This window comes from Pandoraea sp. ISTKB (genome assembly GCF_001721285.1).
Lineage (GTDB): Bacteria > Pseudomonadota > Gammaproteobacteria > Burkholderiales > Burkholderiaceae > Pandoraea > Pandoraea capi.
Genome location: NZ_MAOS01000026.1, coordinates 1 through 15,765 on the forward strand (window position 1 = coordinate 1; position 15,765 = coordinate 15,765).

Annotated in this window: 13 protein-coding genes and 1 tRNA gene; 7 read left to right on the top strand and 7 right to left on the bottom strand. The window is 62.9% G+C overall.

The genetic code is table 11. The annotated features are described in order from the left end of the window. Positions 1-5: 5 nt before the first annotated feature. Positions 6-82 (top strand) — tRNA-Met (locus tag A9762_RS07680). Between the two features lie 176 nt (positions 83-258). Here A9762_RS07680 and A9762_RS07685 read toward each other — a convergent pair. After that, positions 259-684 carry a cupin domain-containing protein gene (locus A9762_RS07685; protein ID WP_069341454.1) on the bottom strand — a complete coding sequence of 142 codons (426 nt, stop codon included), beginning with the start codon at positions 682-684 and terminating at the stop codon, positions 259-261. Between the two features lie 81 nt (positions 685-765). Continuing rightward, positions 766-1,593 carry an AraC family transcriptional regulator gene (locus tag A9762_RS07690; protein ID WP_069341455.1) on the bottom strand — a complete coding sequence of 276 codons (828 nt, stop codon included), beginning with the start codon at positions 1,591-1,593 and terminating at the stop codon, positions 766-768. Between the two features lie 189 nt (positions 1,594-1,782). Between A9762_RS07690 and A9762_RS07695 the strand changes: the two genes are divergently transcribed. After that, on the top strand, positions 1,783-2,421 hold the full coding sequence (locus A9762_RS07695; RefSeq protein ID WP_069341456.1) for an isochorismatase family cysteine hydrolase: 639 nt from the start codon (positions 1,783-1,785) through the stop codon (positions 2,419-2,421). Positions 2,422-2,522: 101 nt separating this feature from the next. On the opposite strand, the gene A9762_RS07700 is transcribed toward A9762_RS07695, so the two are convergent. The 3 genes from A9762_RS07700 to A9762_RS07710 all read right to left on the bottom strand — a co-directional run bounded on the left by A9762_RS07700 (position 2,523) and on the right by A9762_RS07710 (position 5,579). Then, entirely contained in the window at positions 2,523-3,491 is a 969-nt protein-coding gene (locus A9762_RS07700; protein ID WP_069341457.1) for a bifunctional helix-turn-helix transcriptional regulator/GNAT family N-acetyltransferase, read from the bottom strand. A 108-nt stretch (positions 3,492-3,599) separates the two neighbouring features. Continuing rightward, a complete protein-coding gene (locus A9762_RS07705; protein WP_206093559.1) occupies positions 3,600-4,133 on the bottom strand; it encodes a phospholipase D family protein in 534 nt (177 codons plus the stop codon). Positions 4,134-4,208: 75 nt separating this feature from the next. Continuing rightward, entirely contained in the window at positions 4,209-5,579 is a 1,371-nt protein-coding gene (locus tag A9762_RS07710) for a PLP-dependent aminotransferase family protein (protein ID WP_069341459.1), read from the bottom strand. Between the two features lie 79 nt (positions 5,580-5,658). On the opposite strand from A9762_RS07710, the gene A9762_RS07715 reads away from it, so the two are divergent. Continuing rightward, on the top strand, positions 5,659-6,165 hold the full coding sequence (locus tag A9762_RS07715; protein ID WP_069341460.1) for a PaaI family thioesterase: 507 nt from the start codon (positions 5,659-5,661) through the stop codon (positions 6,163-6,165). A 122-nt stretch (positions 6,166-6,287) separates the two neighbouring features. Here A9762_RS07715 and A9762_RS07720 read toward each other — a convergent pair whose 3' ends face one another. Continuing rightward, positions 6,288-11,951, bottom strand: a complete 5,664-nt coding sequence (locus tag A9762_RS07720; protein ID WP_170836205.1) for an IPT/TIG domain-containing protein — start codon at positions 11,949-11,951, stop codon at positions 6,288-6,290. Positions 11,952-12,634: 683 nt separating this feature from the next. On the opposite strand from A9762_RS07720, the gene A9762_RS07725 reads away from it, so the two are divergent. Genes A9762_RS07725 through A9762_RS07735 form a run of 3 tightly spaced genes read left to right on the top strand, consistent with a single transcriptional unit; the run spans position 12,635 to position 14,260 of the window. Further along, complete coding sequence (locus A9762_RS07725; RefSeq protein WP_206093560.1) at positions 12,635-13,183, top strand: phage tail protein; 549 nt, start codon at positions 12,635-12,637, stop codon at positions 13,181-13,183. Between the two features lie 9 nt (positions 13,184-13,192). Further along, a complete protein-coding gene (locus tag A9762_RS07730; protein ID WP_069341462.1) occupies positions 13,193-13,726 on the top strand; it encodes a phage tail protein in 534 nt (177 codons plus the stop codon). A gap of 12 nt (positions 13,727-13,738) precedes the next feature. Then, positions 13,739-14,260, top strand: coding sequence for a phage tail protein (locus tag A9762_RS07735; protein WP_069341463.1), 522 nt, complete (start codon positions 13,739-13,741; stop codon positions 14,258-14,260). Positions 14,261-14,284: 24 nt separating this feature from the next. Here the strand turns inward: A9762_RS07735 and A9762_RS07740 are convergent, their stop codons facing one another. Further along, positions 14,285-14,689 carry a hypothetical protein gene (locus tag A9762_RS07740; RefSeq protein WP_069341464.1) on the bottom strand — a complete coding sequence of 135 codons (405 nt, stop codon included), beginning with the start codon at positions 14,687-14,689 and terminating at the stop codon, positions 14,285-14,287. Positions 14,690-15,375: 686 nt separating this feature from the next. Between A9762_RS07740 and A9762_RS07745 the strand changes: the two genes are divergently transcribed. After that, positions 15,376-15,717, top strand: a complete 342-nt coding sequence (locus A9762_RS07745; protein ID WP_069341465.1) for a zinc ribbon domain-containing protein YjdM — start codon at positions 15,376-15,378, stop codon at positions 15,715-15,717. Positions 15,718-15,765 lie beyond the last annotated feature (48 nt).

Consider the following 15,765-nt stretch of genomic DNA (forward strand, 5'->3'; position numbering starts at 1 on the left):
TCAGACGCGGGGTGGAGCAGTCTGGCAGCTCGTCGGGCTCATAACCCGAAGGTCACAGGTTCAAATCCTGTCCCCGCAACCAAATTTGATTCACTGTCGCTCAGCAAGTCGGGCGTACGAGTGAAAAGTGAAGATTGGCCGGCTACCAAGCCGGCCATTTTCATTTCCAGCCTCACATTCTCCTTCGGCAGCAAGTCAATCGCGCTACCGACAAAGTCCCTTCAGGCATTCTCTCGCCGATGTTTCGACAGCGGGGCCTTAAATCCACTGATCGTTCAGCACCGTACGCTCGCTGGTTGCGCCGTCCCCGGTATTGAGCCCCCCTCGGGGTTCGACCAGCAGCAGCTTCACTTCGCCTTGTGCGCAGGGCTTGTGCTCGACCCCTTTCGGAACGACGGCCATCTGTCCGGCACGCAACACGATCGAGCCGTCGCCCGAGGGGCCGCCGCGAAAGTCGATCCTTAATTCGCCGTCCAGCACAATGAAGGTCTCATCCGTGTCACTGTGTTGGTGCCAGACAAATTCGCCTTCTATCTTCACGACCTTGAACTGGTAATCGTTCATTTCCGCGACCACACGCGGCTGCCAGTGGCCGTCGATCAATGCGATCTTGCCAGTCAGGTCAATCGCCTCGCATTGTCCGCGTGCGGTAGGTGCAGTGCCGGGAATCAGTGATGCAGACATGGTTCTCTCCGTTCGGTGTAGACATCCTTCCGAGAATACGTAGTCGCCGGAGAGCTGTATTGAACGATCTTGGGTGAGTGTTCAACCGCGACGCACGTTGGCCATGATCTGGAGCCAGCGTCCCGGCGTGACGCCGAAGGTCTTCAAAAAGTGACGCGTCATGTGGCTTTGATCGGCAAAGCCCGCATCTGTCGCCGCACTCGCAAGCGAAACGCCGCAGAGCATCATGCGTCGCACCGCATCGAGTCTGCGCATGGTGAGATAGCGGTACGGGCTCGTGCCGTAGAACGCCCGAAAATCGTGACAGAGACTCCAGCGATCCCGACCGGTGGCCACCTCCAATTCCGGGAGCGTGACCACGCGCGTGAAGTTCGCGCGCAGATAATCGCGCGCGCGACAGGCGGCAAAATAATCCCCCTTCCCTCGCGCGCGCGGCGCACCAGCGACAGCGGCTAGCGCATGCGCCAGCTCGGCCAGCGCGTCATTCTGCTCAAGTGGTTCGACGGTATGGTCGACGTGCTGGAGCAAGACTTCCGTCGCGGCCGCGATACGAGGGTCGGTCGTCACCCCGCCTTCGAGAAACGGTAATCCACTGCCACCCAATACGTCCTGAAAAAGTGCGGGATCCACGTAAATCATGCGATAGCGGAAGCCCTCGTCGGTGCCTGCCTGGCCGTCATGTGCCTCGTCCGGATGCAGCACGATCGTGTTACCCGGCACGCTGTCGCGCCGACTACGTCGATAGCTGAAGCTCTGGACCCCGGCAATCGTCCGACCGATCGCGTACGTATCGTGGCGATGCATGGCATACGCTTTGCCATGAAACCAGGCCTCGATGCGCTCGACACCCTCTGTCGGCTGGGCACGAATGACCCAGTCCGGGCGTTTGGATGCGGTGTTTCGGGCCATCGCGGTTCGCCAAAGAGAGTGAATGGGGTTCGCGCCGGCGTGACGCGCAACTTAGCGCCTGATTTTACAGGCGACCGGCAGGGCCATCAGCCCTGCCCGAAGCATCACGCCGGTCACGACATCGCACGACGAATGACGCCCCCAACATCATGCTAGAGTCGCCCCATTCCCCTGCCACCGCGAATCCTCATGCCGTCCTCCATCGAACGCACGCCCGTCGATTCGACGGCAGATCCCTACGACGCGCTCAGCACGACAATCATCCCCGCGAAAACGGCGCTGCTCGTGATGCATTACCAGACCGACATTCTTGCGTTATTCCCGACGGTCGCCCCGACACTGCTGGCCAACACGCGCACGCTGTGCAATGCCGCCCGCGATCAGGGTATCGGTGTCTTCTTCGTCAAATTCCACTTCAGCCGCGGCTATCCGGAAGTCAGTCCGATGAACAGGAATGGGCAAGGCGTCAAACGGCTCGGGTTATTTGTCGACGACGACATCTGCCCCGCACTCGGACGGCATCCGGATGAGCCGCGCATTCTCGCTCACCGTGCGAGCGCATTCTTCGGTACCGACTTGCAGGCACAGCTTGCGGCGCGCGGCATCGATACGCTGATCATGACAGGCATCGCGTCGACCGGCGTCGTGCTCTCGACGGTTGCTTACGCGAGCGACGCCGACTACCGTCTTTTCACCGTGAAAGACTGCTGTTTCGATCCGGACACCGTCGCGCACGACCGCCTGTTCGCCACGGCCTTCGATTCCCGGTCCACCGTGCTTACGCTGGCAGACATGCTGCCGTTGCTTCGTCGAACGCACGAGGCGTAAGCGTCACGGCCTTGGCTTCGCTATCGTCCGCATTGTCGTGCTCGCCCGCGATCTCACGATCGCCTCTGCTTTCAGCGTCTCCCCGACGCCTCAGCCTTTCGTCAGCCTTTCGTGCGCGTGAACCGCTGCTCGGTGACCTTACTGCCCCACTGATCGCCCTCGAACTCCTCCGTGAGACGGAAGCCATTCGACTCGTACAGATGGCGCGCCGCGTCCAGTCCTTTGAACGTCCACAGATAGGTCTCGCGAAAACGCGCATCGACGAAGGCCATGGCGTTCGACATCAGACGTCGCCCCACGCCCGTGCCGCGCAGCACGTCGTCGACGATGAACCAGCGCAGGTGAGCCACGCCCGTCTCGAGATTGCCATCGATGGCGAGCGACGCCAGCGTTCGTCCGTTCTCGACGTAGAGCCACAACGCTTTGCCGTCCGAGGGCAACGCGCCGGCAAACTCGGCCAGCCCTGTCGCCACCTTCTTCTCGAAGAACGCGCCGAAACCCCAATGCGCCGCGTAATAGCGTGCGTGAAGACTCGCGATGTCACCGATGCACCCAGGCTGATAGCCCTCGGTGATCTGCGTGGCGATGTCGGCGTCCGCGTCGCGTTTGGCCGAGTTGTCCTGCGCGAGCGCGTCGGCATACAACGCGAGCGAGCGGACCAGCGCCGCCTGATCCGAGGGCACGATGCGTCGAAGCGCGCTCGACACCTGATCGGTCGCAAAGCGATCGATCTTGCTGCGCAGTTTCTGCCCGGCGTCGGTCAGATAGAGCTCTGAGGCGCGCGCGTCGTCGCTTGCAGTCGCGCGTCGCACGAGCCCGCCGGCCTCCAGCTTCGCGACCTGACGACTCGTATTCGATTTGTCGAGACGCAGAATATTGCCGAGATCCTTGGCGCTGATCCCCGGCGTGGCGCCGATTTCGATGATGGCGTGAACGGCCGATGGTGCGAGGTCGCTATCGGCGAGCGTGTTGCGCATGAAGCCGAGTTCGCGAACCAGTCGACGGGAGAAATCGCGAAGCTCAAGAATCTCCGCGTCGCGGGGTTTGCCGGGAAGATCGACGATGTCCATGAGATGCCTCACGTAAGTTGCACGATAAGCCGCATAAGTTGCGACACGCAACCAATATAGTTGCACATCGCAACTTATGCAAGCCCGGCATCCACCCGACAGCGCGCATCACTTCGCGACGTACGCTTGCCCAGAATCCCACCGCGACTGCCAGTGTTCGACGTATTGCCGCGCCACGTCCGGCATACCGCGAATCACGACGACGTTCTCCGAATTCCCCGTCTCCGCCGATTTGGCGAAGTTGAACGACCCTGTCTCCACCGTCGCCCCATCCACGATGATCGTCTTGTCGTGATGGATGTGAAACCGGTCGTTGGTGCGGACTTCGACGCCCTGACGCGTCACCCAATCCATCGCGTCCCGGCTCGTCTTCCCTTCGTTGCGTTTCTTGTCGACGACCACCCGCACGTCGACACCACGACGCTTCGCGGCCACCAGCGCCTCCATGATGTCGGGTGCCTGAAACGAATACGCCAGCATCTGAATGCTCTGCCTGGCGCTACCGAGGGTCTCCAGCACCAGCGCCCGCGCCGTCCCTTCCGGCGAGAAGCCGACCTGAACGTCCGGCTGTGCGTACGACGCCGGTGACACGAGCGCCAACGGCAACGCCCCGATCACGACCGCCCAGATCACGCTACGCATCGACTTCATCTCGTTGATTTCATCCTGATTACACTCCGCGATGCCCCAAGGGCATCGAAAAAATCACCCGACGCTTCATAACGGCAGACGGTCGATGACCGCACGAACCTCGGCCAGCACCGGCCCGACTTGCGCATCGGACATCGAACTGAGTCCCAGACGCAGCGCATGTGGCGCATGCCGTGTCGTGGCATAGGCCTGTGCCTTCGACACGGCGATGCCGCTCGCGGCAAGCGCCGAAGCCACTTGATCCATGCGCAAGCCTTCCGGCAGCGGCAGCCAGAGAAACAACGACGACGGATGCGCAACAACGGTCATGCCACGCAGCACCTCACGCGCAATCGCCTGCCGCTGCCTCGCGCGCTCGCGCTGCCGTTGCTCCTGACGCTCGACCTCCCCACTCGCCAGCCACCGCGTCGCGATCGCCGTCACGATGCTCGGCAGGCTCCAGTAAGTCGCGCGAATCACTCGCTTGACGTTTGCCACATGCGCTTTCGGCGCGACGACATAGCCGAATCGCATCCCCGTCGCCACGCTCTTCGAGACACTGGACACATGAAACGTACGCTCCGGCGCGAGCGTCACGATGGGCGGCGGGGCGTCGTCCACCAGATAGGCATACGTGGCGTCCTCGACGATCAGGCAATCGTGACGCCTCGCTATCTCGACCAGTGCTCGGCGCTGCGCCTCGCTCAACACCCAGCCGAGCGGATTGTGCAACGTAGGCATCGTATAGATCGCGCGGATCGCATGCCGACGGCAAAGTGCGTCCAGCGCCGCCAGATCCGGGCCAGCATGACCGCCATTCGCCGCATTGAGATAAGGCACGGGTTTCAACGCCAGTCCCCCGAGCGACGCCGTCATCCTGAAGCCCGGATACGTCAGCGCATCGACAGCCACCGCATCGCCGGGCCGTAGCGCCGCCCGCACCACCACGTCGAGCCCCTGCTGCGCACCGCCGACGAGAAAAACCCGCTCGCTTTCCGCCTCGATGCCACGTACGTCGCGCAAATACGATGCGACGATCTCCCGCTCGTGCTGACGCCCGCCCGGCGGCTGTTGACGCATGAGCGCACTGAGATCCCCCGCCGTCGCCAGTTCGCGCAGCGTTGCGCGCAACAGCTCGCTCTGCTCCGGCCACGACGGATGATTGAACGACAGATCCACCGCGCTCGAACTCAGCCGAGCCTCGTCGTCGACATCCCACTCGCGCTGCATCGGTCGATCGCGTACGAACGTCCCTCGCCCGACCTCGCCGACGACCAGCCCCAGCTCGCGCAGCTTCGCGTAGACCTTGGTGGCCGAAGCGATGGCAATGCCGTACTGGAGGGCGAGTTTGCGATGCGTCGGCAACGCCATGCCCGGTGGCAGCACGCCACGGCGAATATCGTCGGACAAGCGCTCGACGAGCAGGGCAACGGGAGACGGGGAGGATGCGTCAGTCATCACTGTATGTAGGACAATTTCTTGATTGTCCGATTGTAGACGGCGACACTGCGCAGAGCAAACTTCAACCGAGACCGCCATGCCTTCCCTGCCCTCCCAGCCTCGGGACCCCGCCGACTCCCTCCCTGTCCTGCACTACCTGCGACGTCAGCTCGACGGCACACTGCGCGGTGACGAGACGATCCACATGCGTTACCCGACAGCGATCTCGCAATTCCTCGGCTTTCGTATCGTGGAGATCGGCGAAGCGTCAGCCATCATCGAACTGCATGCCCGGGCGGAACTGCACGGCAATCAGCAGGGCACCGTGCACGGCGGCATGTTGTGCGAGCTGGCCGACGCCGCCATCGGCACCGCCCATTCCACGCTGATGGCCGACGGCGAGACGTTCACCACGATCGATCTCAAGGCCAGGTTTCTGCGCCCGGTCTGGGACGCCCGGCTCCTCGCGCACGCCTGGGCGACACACCGGGGACGCACCGTCTCGCACTATCAGTGCGACATCAAACGTGACGACGGGAAGATCGTGGCAAGCATCGACAGCGCTGTGATGACACTGCGAGGCGACCACGCAAAGGGACGATAGAGGACAATCAGCGTCGCCCAATAAGCCAATGGCCCACCGATCTTTCGACCGGCGGGCCATTGTCATGTCGACGCGTAAGCGCCCAAAGAGCGCCCGAAGTTCAGCCAGTGACGACCACCGCCTCAGAACGGCGCGGCGAACGTCAGCCGCACGCCCTGCTGCAAGCCGCCCATGCCGGTCGTCACGCTGTAGTCCAGTCCGAAGACGAGCACACCGGTACGCAGTTTCGTCCCCGCCCCGACTTGCACGCGATCGCTGCCATACGGACTGCCCGGCACGAAGTACACCGGCCCGCTCGACGCGATATCCGCATAGGCCAGCCCTGCGAGACTCTGCCCGTTGAAATCGTGCTGCAACTCCACGCGAACATACGGTGAGAACGTGCCGATGCGCGTCGCTTTCGCGAAGCCCGCGCGCACACCGAGCGTGCCCGACAGCGTGTTGACGTTCTGCTTGAAATACGTGAGCGCATTCAATCCCGCGCCCGATTCGCTGTACTGATCGAGCGTGGAGCGCGACGCCGTCAGACGTCCATACGGAGAGAACAGCCAATCGTCGGTGCGGTATTCGTAACCCGCCGACAACGAGCCGAAGAACTGCTGCCCGTTGCGCTTGCCGGTGGCGAAGTCGTTCGCATCGACGACCCAGCGACGCGAGTCGAAACTGAGCGTGCCGTAGCCCGCGACGGCGTCGACGAACAACGTCGGCATCGGACGGAAGCTCGCGTAGATCGCACCGCTGTAGCTGTCGCCCGTGCTTCGCGTGCCCGAACTGCCGATATCCGTGGCGTCATGGCCGTAGCCCACGCCCGCACCGAGCGAGAACTGGTCCGAGAAGCGATAGTCCGCCCCCATCGTCACGCCGCCGGTCGTGAACTTGAAGCCCGAACGCTGAGCCGCCGTGTTGGCGAAACCGAAGTCCACCGTGCCGGCCGTCCAGTAGGCGAAGCGCTGGTCGTCGCCGGCACCGACGCCGGGCAGGTTCGGACCGTCGCCCGACTCGCCGGTCGCCACGCCGCTCGCGCCCACGCTCTTGTCGCGCACGTCGAGACTTTTGGCCTTGCTCAGTGCCGTCGGGCTGACTTCGCCGCGCAGGCAGGCGTCGCGATCGGTAATGCCTGCGATGTCCTGGCAACGCGACAGATCCCGGCTGCTGCCGCGATCCGAAGACGGCAGCACCACGTTCAGTCCATTGCTGGACGGCGCGCGTCCCTTGCCGTGCAGCGCTTCGAGACGCTGGTTGTAGTTGCCGATCTGCGTCGTGGCGAAGCGCCGCGCCGCTTCGACCTGCGCACCGATGAGGCCGGTGACGTCCGGGTCCGTGCTCGGGTCCTTACGCGGCGCGACGGTGACCTTCACCGTGCCCGGTGCGGACGTCGCATTGGCGTTCGAGATCGTGTACGTGATCACCGCCATGCCGGCAAACGCCGCAGCAGGTACGAAGCGCAACGTGTACGTGTTGCCCGTGGGCGCAGCGGCCGCGCGTGCCACGCCTGCGGCCGCCGGCGTCGCCGCAGCCGTCGAGATGATCGTGACGGTTCCCGCATTCGCCGGGGAGATCGATACGAGGTTGGCCCCGGTGAATGGACCACCGGTCGCGCCGGACGTGATGTCCAGATCGGCCGTCCCGTTCGCCGCCACCGAGGTTTCGAGCGAGGCCGCCGTGACCGGCACGGCTTTCACCGACACCGTCACGCTGATCGGCGCAGACGTGCCCACGGCGTTCGTCAGCGTGTAGGTAAAGGTCACATCACCGTTGGTGTTCGCCGTCGGCGTGTAGACGATGTCCTCGCCGTCCACGACCGCCGTGCCACTTTGCGGCGGCGTGGCGATGGCAATACGCGTGAACGGTGCGCCCACGGCATTGGCCGTCGCACGAATGCGCAGCGGTGCGTTCGACAGCGTTTGTGTCTGCACCGCCGGGGCCGAAGCGACCTGGCCGGTGATGTTGAACGCGAACGCCTTCGCCACCGTGAGCGGCGTGCCGGGACCGGTGCTGGAATCCGTCGCGGTAACGGTGAAGTTGCTGGCACCGGTCGACGTGGGCGTGCCGCTCAGAATCCCCGTGGCCGGGTCGAGCGTCAGCCCAGCCGGCAACGTCCCGCTCGTGACGGTGTAGCGATACGGCGCCGTGCCCCCCGAGGCCGATAGCGTCTGCGTATAGCCTTGTCCGGCAATCGGCGTGGTCAGCGTCGACGGCGAGAGCGTCATCGGCGACGCGTTCACCGTCAGCGACAGCGACTTGTCGACGAAGTACGGCGCGCCGACCCCTGCCGTGCTGTCCGTCATGCGGACCACCACCGTGAACGTCCCCGTCTGCGTCGGCGTGCCGGAGATGGCGTTACCCGCCACGCTCAGACCGGCCGGCAATCCTGTCGCCGCGAAGGTGTAGGGCGTGACGCCGCCGGAGGCGGTGAGCGTCTGGGTGTAAGACGTTCCGAGGGCGGCATCGGTCAGCGCGGTCGTTGTGACCGCCAGCACCGGTGCCGTGACCTGAAGGGTCAGTACGACCTGCGCGGGGAACTGATTCGCATCCTTCGCTTGCAGCGTGAACGTGAAGCTGCCGACATTCTTCAGATCACCTGTGATCGCCCCCGTCGCGGTGTTCAGCGTGACGCCCGGCGGCAGACTCCCCCCGACGATCGAGTAGGTATAGGGGGCGGTCCCGCCCGATGCCGTGACCAACTGGTTATATGCCGTGCCGCTGGCCACCGCCGTCAGCGACGTGGTGCTGAACGCAATCGTCGGCGCGACCGTGGTGATCCGGATCGTGCCGCTCGTCGCCGAGTAAGGACCGCCCGGCGTCGTGTTATCGGTGGCTGTCACCGTGATGTCCTGCACATCGACGGAAGTCGGCGTGCCATGCAGCGTACCGTTCGAATCGAGCGTCAGACCCTGCGGCAGGTGTCCGGTGGTGATGGAATAGCTATACGGTGTCGAGCCGCCGCTGGCGACAGCGAGTGCCGTTGACGAATACGCCGCCCCCACGCTCGCCTGCAATGTCGACGGCGGCGAGTACGTGATGGTCGGCGTTCCGACAGTGACCGTCACCGTACCGGCGGTGGATGTGCCACCGACGTTCGTCAGCGTGTACGTGAACGAGTCACTTCCCGAGTACCCGGCCGTGGGCCGGTAGGTCAGCGAGGTGTTGCTGCTGACGGTTGCCTGTCCGTGCGACGGACCTGTGCCGACGCTCACCAGCGTCACGGCGCTCGCCCCGCTCGACAGGTTGACATTGACGGGTACGGCAACGCTGTTGAACGGCACTGACACCGAGACAGGCGCGGCCGTCGGCACAGCGACATACGTGAACCGATCACCAGCGCCCGTGGTACTCGTACCCCCCGACGTGGTAACCGTCACATCCGCCACACCCGCTGCGCCAGCCGGAGAGATCGCGGTAAGTTGCGTCCCCGTACCGGCGCTGAACGAAATCGCGTTGGTTGCGCCGAACTTCACGCTCGACACGTTGGACAGGTTGGTGCCGTTGATGGTCACGGTCGTTCCCCCGGCCATCGGGCCAGCGGTCGGCGAAATCGACGTCACCGTCGGCGCGTCGATGTAGGTGAACTGGTCGGCAGCGCTTATCGCGGTCGTGCCGCCCGGCGTCGTCACACGAATGTCGACCGTGCCCGTACCTGCGGGCGATTGCGCCGTCATCGACGTGCTGGTGGTCACATTGAAGGTCGTGGCCGCCGTTCCCCCGAAAGTCACCGCCGTCGCGCCCGTAAAGCCCGTACCACTGATCGTCACGGTCGTGCCGCCACCGCCCGGACCGCTTGTTGGCGCGATGGAGGTGATGGTGGGGGCCGCGATGTAAGTGAATACATCGCCCGCCACGATTGGCGAGGTGCCGTTGGCGGTCGTCACACGGACATCGGCCGTGCCGGTCCCTGCGGGCGCGGTGGCGTTGAGCGTGGTCGAGTTCACGAAGGTGACACCCGTGGCGGCCGTGGAACCGAACGCCACCGTCGAGCCGGCGGTGAAGTTCGCACCGGTGATCGTCACACTGGTGCCGCCAGACGCCGGACCGGTCGCCGGCGAAATCGACGAGACCGTCGGCCCCGGGATATACGTGAACTGATCGGCCGTGCCTGTGGCGCTGGTACCGCCCGGCGACGTCACCGTGATATCCACGGTCCCGGTTCCGCCGGGCGACGTCGTGGTAATCGAGCCGGGGCCGGTGACCGTGAACGCGACGCTCGTCGCGCCGAACTTGACGTCCGTGACATCGCTCAGATTGGTGCCGTTGATCGTCACGGGCGTGCCGCCCGACGCCGAACCCGTGGGTGGGAGGACGCCGGTCACCGTCGGCGCGGCCACATATTTGTAGCTGGTGGGGAGCGTAACACTGCCGCCCCCCGTGCTCACCACGACATCGACACTGCCCGCAGCGTGCGCCGGCGCGTTGACGCTCGCGGACGTCGCACTGTTCACGACGAGGCCGGATGCCGACGTGCCGCCGAACGTCACGGTCATGCCCGAGGTGAATCCCGAGCCCGTCAATGCCACCGACGTCGAACCGCCAGTCGGCCCGGCGGTCGGCGAGACGGCCGACAGCGTCGGCGTCGCGAGATAGGTATAGCGGTCGCCGGGCACGGTCGGGCTGGTGCCAGCCGGGGTCGTGACGGATACGTCGACGGTGCCCGCAGCGCCTGCCGGAACGGTGGCCGTGAGCGAAGTGGTGCTGTTCACGACGACGCCCGACGCCGGGGTACTGCCAAAGCTGACGGTGGTCGAACCGACCACAAAGTTAGTGCCCGTGATGGTGACCGTGTTGCCGCCGCCGAGCGGCCCCTCGTTCTGCGTCACCGATGCCACGGTAGGCGAATTGACATAGGTGTACTTCGCCGACGTGCTGACGGCGCTCGTGCCACCGGCCGTCGTCACCAGAACGTCGACCGTTCCGGCACTTCCCGCCGGCGCGGTAACCGTGATCTGCGACCCGGAGTTCCCGGTGATAGTCGCCGCGTTGCCGCCCATGGTCACGGCAGTCGCCCCGCCGAGATCGGTGCCGTTGATCGTCACGCTGTTGCCACCGCCCGTCGATCCTTGCGTTGGCGACACGGACGTCACGACGGGTGACGGGAGATAGGTAAACGCACCGGTCGCCGTTGCCGAACCGCCGGAGGTGGTCAAAACGACATCAACGGCGCCGGCGGCGTGCGCCGGCGCGGTTACATTGATCTGCGTGGGGCTGACGACGGTCACGCCGGTAGCAGCCGTTCCGCCGAACGTCACCGTTGCGTTGTTGACGAAGTTGGTACCGGTGAGGGTTACCGAACCGCCGGTGGCAGAAGGTCGAACGGAAGGCGAAATGCCCGAGATTGCCGGAATACCGCGCTCACGGTTGATGACAAGCTCTCTGGAACTTCCATTGCTGCCATACAGCGTGAAAGTCCATTGCGTCTGCGTCGTCGTCGGGCTCGGCGTGAAAACCACGACGTCCTCGGGGACAGCGTTGGTATCGATCTTTAGCTTGGAACCGTCTCCGGTTGGCGAAGGAATATCGGACGTCCCCTGACTCGCGTCCGAATAAATGCCGCCGTCATTGGCGTTCCCGTAAAACGGGTCGCAGTTCCGAAACCCTGCCGTGGTTTGTGTCGACAGCGTGTAAGAACTTGCACCGGCCGGCCCCGCATTCCACGTGTAGCACACCGCAGCCATGGCCGACGACGCAAAGCCGAACAGCAACAGCGCGACCAGCGCGCGCAACCAATGGAACCAGACGGCACACAGACCTGAGCGTATATGGGAGACGCGCGAGGCCGCGCTGGGGGCATTCATACCTGGGAACATGACGAGAAAGGACAAAAGCGAGAACAGACCACCGACCGTGTCGCACGCCACGCGCGCGACCGCACCTGCGTCGACAACGGGAGTCGCACGCGCGCAATCGCGGTGCATCAGCGACGTCGACGAAACGAACGAAACGGAAAACTCAGGAAATTTCCACGCGCATTAGGCGTGGCAGTGACCGTGGCGGGTCGATGAATGTCTGGCTACCCAACTGCCGCATCGTTGCGGAGTTACCCCGTAAGCACTTGCGCTTCATGTCTATGGCCCCCGAACCCCAACCGAACGATCGGCCGGAACTCCATTGTTATTTTCACAACCTCAACCACCGAAATAGCCAGCAGCATTTGCCTACCATATTTTTCGGTATTTTTTATTAATGCTTTTTTGTACTAACAAACTGACTTTGCTTTGTTGGCGAAGGTTAAAAGAACCATGAAATCTACGTCAAGCAATGTTCTTCCCATCCCCCATTCATGCCACGTTTCCTAGGGTTAATCCGTAGAAGAATCGGCATTTGAATCACTGAAAACCCTACTTCAAACGATCGTTTTATAAAAATTGATAAACCCCAAGGACTTCGAAATAAATTTGAAAGTTTGCTTTGAGATGGCACAATTCGCGCCAATAAGAATTCAAAGATCGTGGCGTCGCCACTTAACGAGGAAAGACCAGTGGAAGAAGCATATTTCGGGGAAATACGATTGTTCTCGTTCGCCATGTCTCCACGGGATTGGTTGCCGTGTGACGGGCGCTATATGAACGTCAGCACCAACCAGGCGCTGTATTCGTTGCTTGGCGTGCAATACGGAGGAGATGGGAGGACGACTTTCCGGCTACCGGATTTGCGTGGGCGCGTCGCGATGCACCGGCAGCCCGGCAAATATGAACAAGGGGTTCCGAACGGTACTGAGACCGTCGCCCTGACTGCGCAACAGATTCCGGCGCACACGCATGAATTCCACACTGCCGCGATCGGCGCCACGCAGCCGGTGGTGGGACCGGACAAGAACCGGGTGCTCGCCAAGAGCGTGAATGTGAAGGACGGTCAAACGACCGACGGACCGTTGCTCTACGGTCCGGTCACGTCGAGCACGCTGTCAGCCGAATCCCCGGAAGCCTGCGGCACGACGAGCGACGCTCTGGGCCACAACAACATGCAGCCATCGCTGGTCATGAACTACATGATCTGCGTCAACGGCATTTATCCTTCACGCGGCTAGGAGTTCGACATGACACCGTACATTGGCGAAATTCGCCTGTTCGCCGGCACCTACGCGCCCGTCGGCTGGATGCTTTGCAATGGACAGAGAGTCAACATTTCCGACTTCCAAGTGCTCTATTCCCTGATCGGCACAACTTACGGCGGCGATGGGCGGTCGGACTTTGCGCTGCCGGACCTGCGCGCTCAGGTGCCGATCGGCATGGGACAGGCACCTGGGTTGACCCCGCGCTTGATCGGTCAAAAGGTCGGCAGTGCGAGTGTCACGCTCAAGCCGGAGGAATTGCCCGGACACACGCACGTGATCAACGCGACGTCGAGCGATGCGACATCGGCGGCGCCCGCCAGCGATCTCCTGCTGGCGGTGACGAAGGAGAACTTTTACGACAACGGCGCCCGTAACCCCACGGGCAAAGCGGCGTTATCTCCCCAGGCCATCGCGCCCTCCGGCAACGCAGCCACTGTTGCGCACGCCAACATCATGCCAACCGTGACGATGAACTACATCATCGCGATGGATGGCCTTTATCCGTCGCAAGGCTGACCCGAGCAAATCATGGACGAATACTATATTGGCGAAGTGCGTATCTTCGCCTGCAACTTTGCGCCGAGCGGCTGGGTGTTTTGTGACGGCACGATCCTCCAGATCCGTTCGTTTCCGACGCTGTTCGCCGTGATCGGCAATCTGTATGGCGGCGACGGCAAACTCACGTTCGCGGTCCCCGATTTGCGCGGTCAGATCGCACAAGGCATGACGGCGCCGACCGACATGTACAAGCGTCAGGGTAGCGAAACCGTGACGTTGGACGACACACAGGTCCCGTTGCACACGCATACGGCCTATGTGAACGGTGGGCGACCGTCGTCGCTGACGCCGGGCGACCGTCTGCCGATGCGATTCTTCGCGGGGGGCAACAATACCTATCTCGAAGACACGGCATTGCAGTCGCCCGTCTCTCTCTCGCCGCAGGCGATTAGCGTCGTCGGCAACGGCGGCTCGCACAACAACATGCAGCCGTTCCTGCCGATGAATTTCTGCATCGCGGTGCAATATGGGGAGTTTCCGCCGCGTCCGTAAGATCGACGCGGTCGGTCGTGACGTTCAGTTGCCGAACAGATCGTGGGCGTTCAGGATTTCGTAGGCGATTTCCGGACGCTCCTTGAGACATCGGCGCACGGCCGCAGGAATGGACGCCCGGGTTTTGCGACACAGGCCCGGGCGGTCCTCCAGATGGATATCGAAACCGCTCACCGTGCGGACTTCGTTTGAGCCTGGGCCGATTTGCAACTGAATGCCCAGTTGCTCGTAGATCCGTTTCGCAAGATGCCTGAGATCGGCATAGCTTGTCGCCGCTTCGATGCGGGCCACCAGCCGCTTCTCCTCGGCCTGCGTGAGCATCAGAATGCGCCGGTCGCCATCCGGGTCCTGCAACAAGACCTCCCGCTCGCAGGTGCAGGCACCGGGCGGGCACTCCGTACGAATGAGGATCTGGATCTCCGCGGCCATGACAGGGACAGCGCAAGGATTGAGGGAACGGGCGTGGCGCCCATTATCGGCCAAACCAGTATCGCCCGTGTGATGCCCCCGATCCATTAGAGATTTCGACGGCGGCGAGCCCCGACCATCCGCCTATCCCCATGACGACGCGGTTCAGTCGGCTGTCCGATAGCCCTGATCGACAAGATGTTGCCGCAACCAAGCGCCGCCCGACCGGGCGACAACGATATTCTTCGCAAGAAACAAGCCGCTCCCCGCCAACATCGCCGCCGGATGGCCGAGTGACCAAAGCAGTCCTGCTGCGCAATCGACGGCGATTAGTCGCCCGCCCCGACGGACCAATCCCTCGGCGTACGCCCACAGCGATCCGAACAGTAGCGCAGCCCAGTTGAAACCTGTCTTCACTCGTCGTTCAGACTTGGTTGGGTGAATCATCAAGAGTGATGGCATGGCAAAACCAGGAAAGTGGGACACATGCGAGTTATCGTACCGATCTCTTAGTTCTTTAGGATTTTCTACACGGATGTTGCACGCGCAGCCATGCCGACACATTAAGCATTTCAGTGGGGATGGCGATTCCGCTTTCAAAGGCTGGCTGCGGGAGTCTTATCCCCGCATTTGAGCCAGCGCAAACGGGTTCGACCTGACGGACGCTATACTCTCGCGCTCTTAACGCCTTCACTCCAGGAAACCCCATGAGCGCATTGCCCCCTTGCCCGAAATGCAACTCCGAATTCACCTACGAAGATGCGGGAGTGTGCATTTGCCCGGAATGCGGCAATGAATGGTCGACGCAAGCAGATGCGGCGGCTGAGCCAACCGAGCGTGTCTATCGCGACGCCACCGGCGCAATTCTGCAAAACGGCGATACCGTCACCGTCATCAAGGACCTGAAGCTCAAAGGCTCCGGCGGCACGATCAAGATGGGCACCAAGGTGAAGAACATCCGCCTAGTGGACAGCGATCACGACATCGACTGCAAAATCGACGGCTTCGGCGCGATGAGCCTGAAGACGGAGTTCGTCAAGAAGGTGTAACTAAGTGGAGAGGCCCGTCGAGGTCTCGATCGATGGGCCCCTTGGCTT

What these genes read in the sequence shown, in the direction of transcription:
- A9762_RS07745 (WP_069341465.1), top strand. Translation starts at nt 15,376, where the DNA reads ATGAGCGCATTGCCCCCTTGCCCGAAATGCAACTCCGAATTCACCTAC.
- A9762_RS07735 (WP_069341463.1), top strand. Translation starts at nt 13,739, where the DNA reads ATGGACGAATACTATATTGGCGAAGTGCGTATCTTCGCCTGCAACTTT.
- A9762_RS07720 (WP_170836205.1), bottom strand. Translation starts at nt 11,951, where the DNA reads ATGAATGCCCCCAGCGCGGCCTCGCGCGTCTCCCATATACGCTCAGGT.
- A9762_RS07705 (WP_206093559.1), bottom strand. Translation starts at nt 4,133, where the DNA reads ATGCGTAGCGTGATCTGGGCGGTCGTGATCGGGGCGTTGCCGTTGGCG.
- A9762_RS07740 (WP_069341464.1), bottom strand. Translation starts at nt 14,689, where the DNA reads ATGGCCGCGGAGATCCAGATCCTCATTCGTACGGAGTGCCCGCCCGGT.
- A9762_RS07730 (WP_069341462.1), top strand. Translation starts at nt 13,193, where the DNA reads ATGACACCGTACATTGGCGAAATTCGCCTGTTCGCCGGCACCTACGCG.
- A9762_RS07700 (WP_069341457.1), bottom strand. Translation starts at nt 3,491, where the DNA reads ATGGACATCGTCGATCTTCCCGGCAAACCCCGCGACGCGGAGATTCTT.
- A9762_RS07690 (WP_069341455.1), bottom strand. Translation starts at nt 1,593, where the DNA reads ATGGCCCGAAACACCGCATCCAAACGCCCGGACTGGGTCATTCGTGCC.
- A9762_RS07695 (WP_069341456.1), top strand. Translation starts at nt 1,783, where the DNA reads ATGCCGTCCTCCATCGAACGCACGCCCGTCGATTCGACGGCAGATCCC.
- A9762_RS07710 (WP_069341459.1), bottom strand. Translation starts at nt 5,579, where the DNA reads ATGACTGACGCATCCTCCCCGTCTCCCGTTGCCCTGCTCGTCGAGCGC.
- A9762_RS07685 (WP_069341454.1), bottom strand. Translation starts at nt 684, where the DNA reads ATGTCTGCATCACTGATTCCCGGCACTGCACCTACCGCACGCGGACAA.
- A9762_RS07715 (WP_069341460.1), top strand. Translation starts at nt 5,659, where the DNA reads ATGCCTTCCCTGCCCTCCCAGCCTCGGGACCCCGCCGACTCCCTCCCT.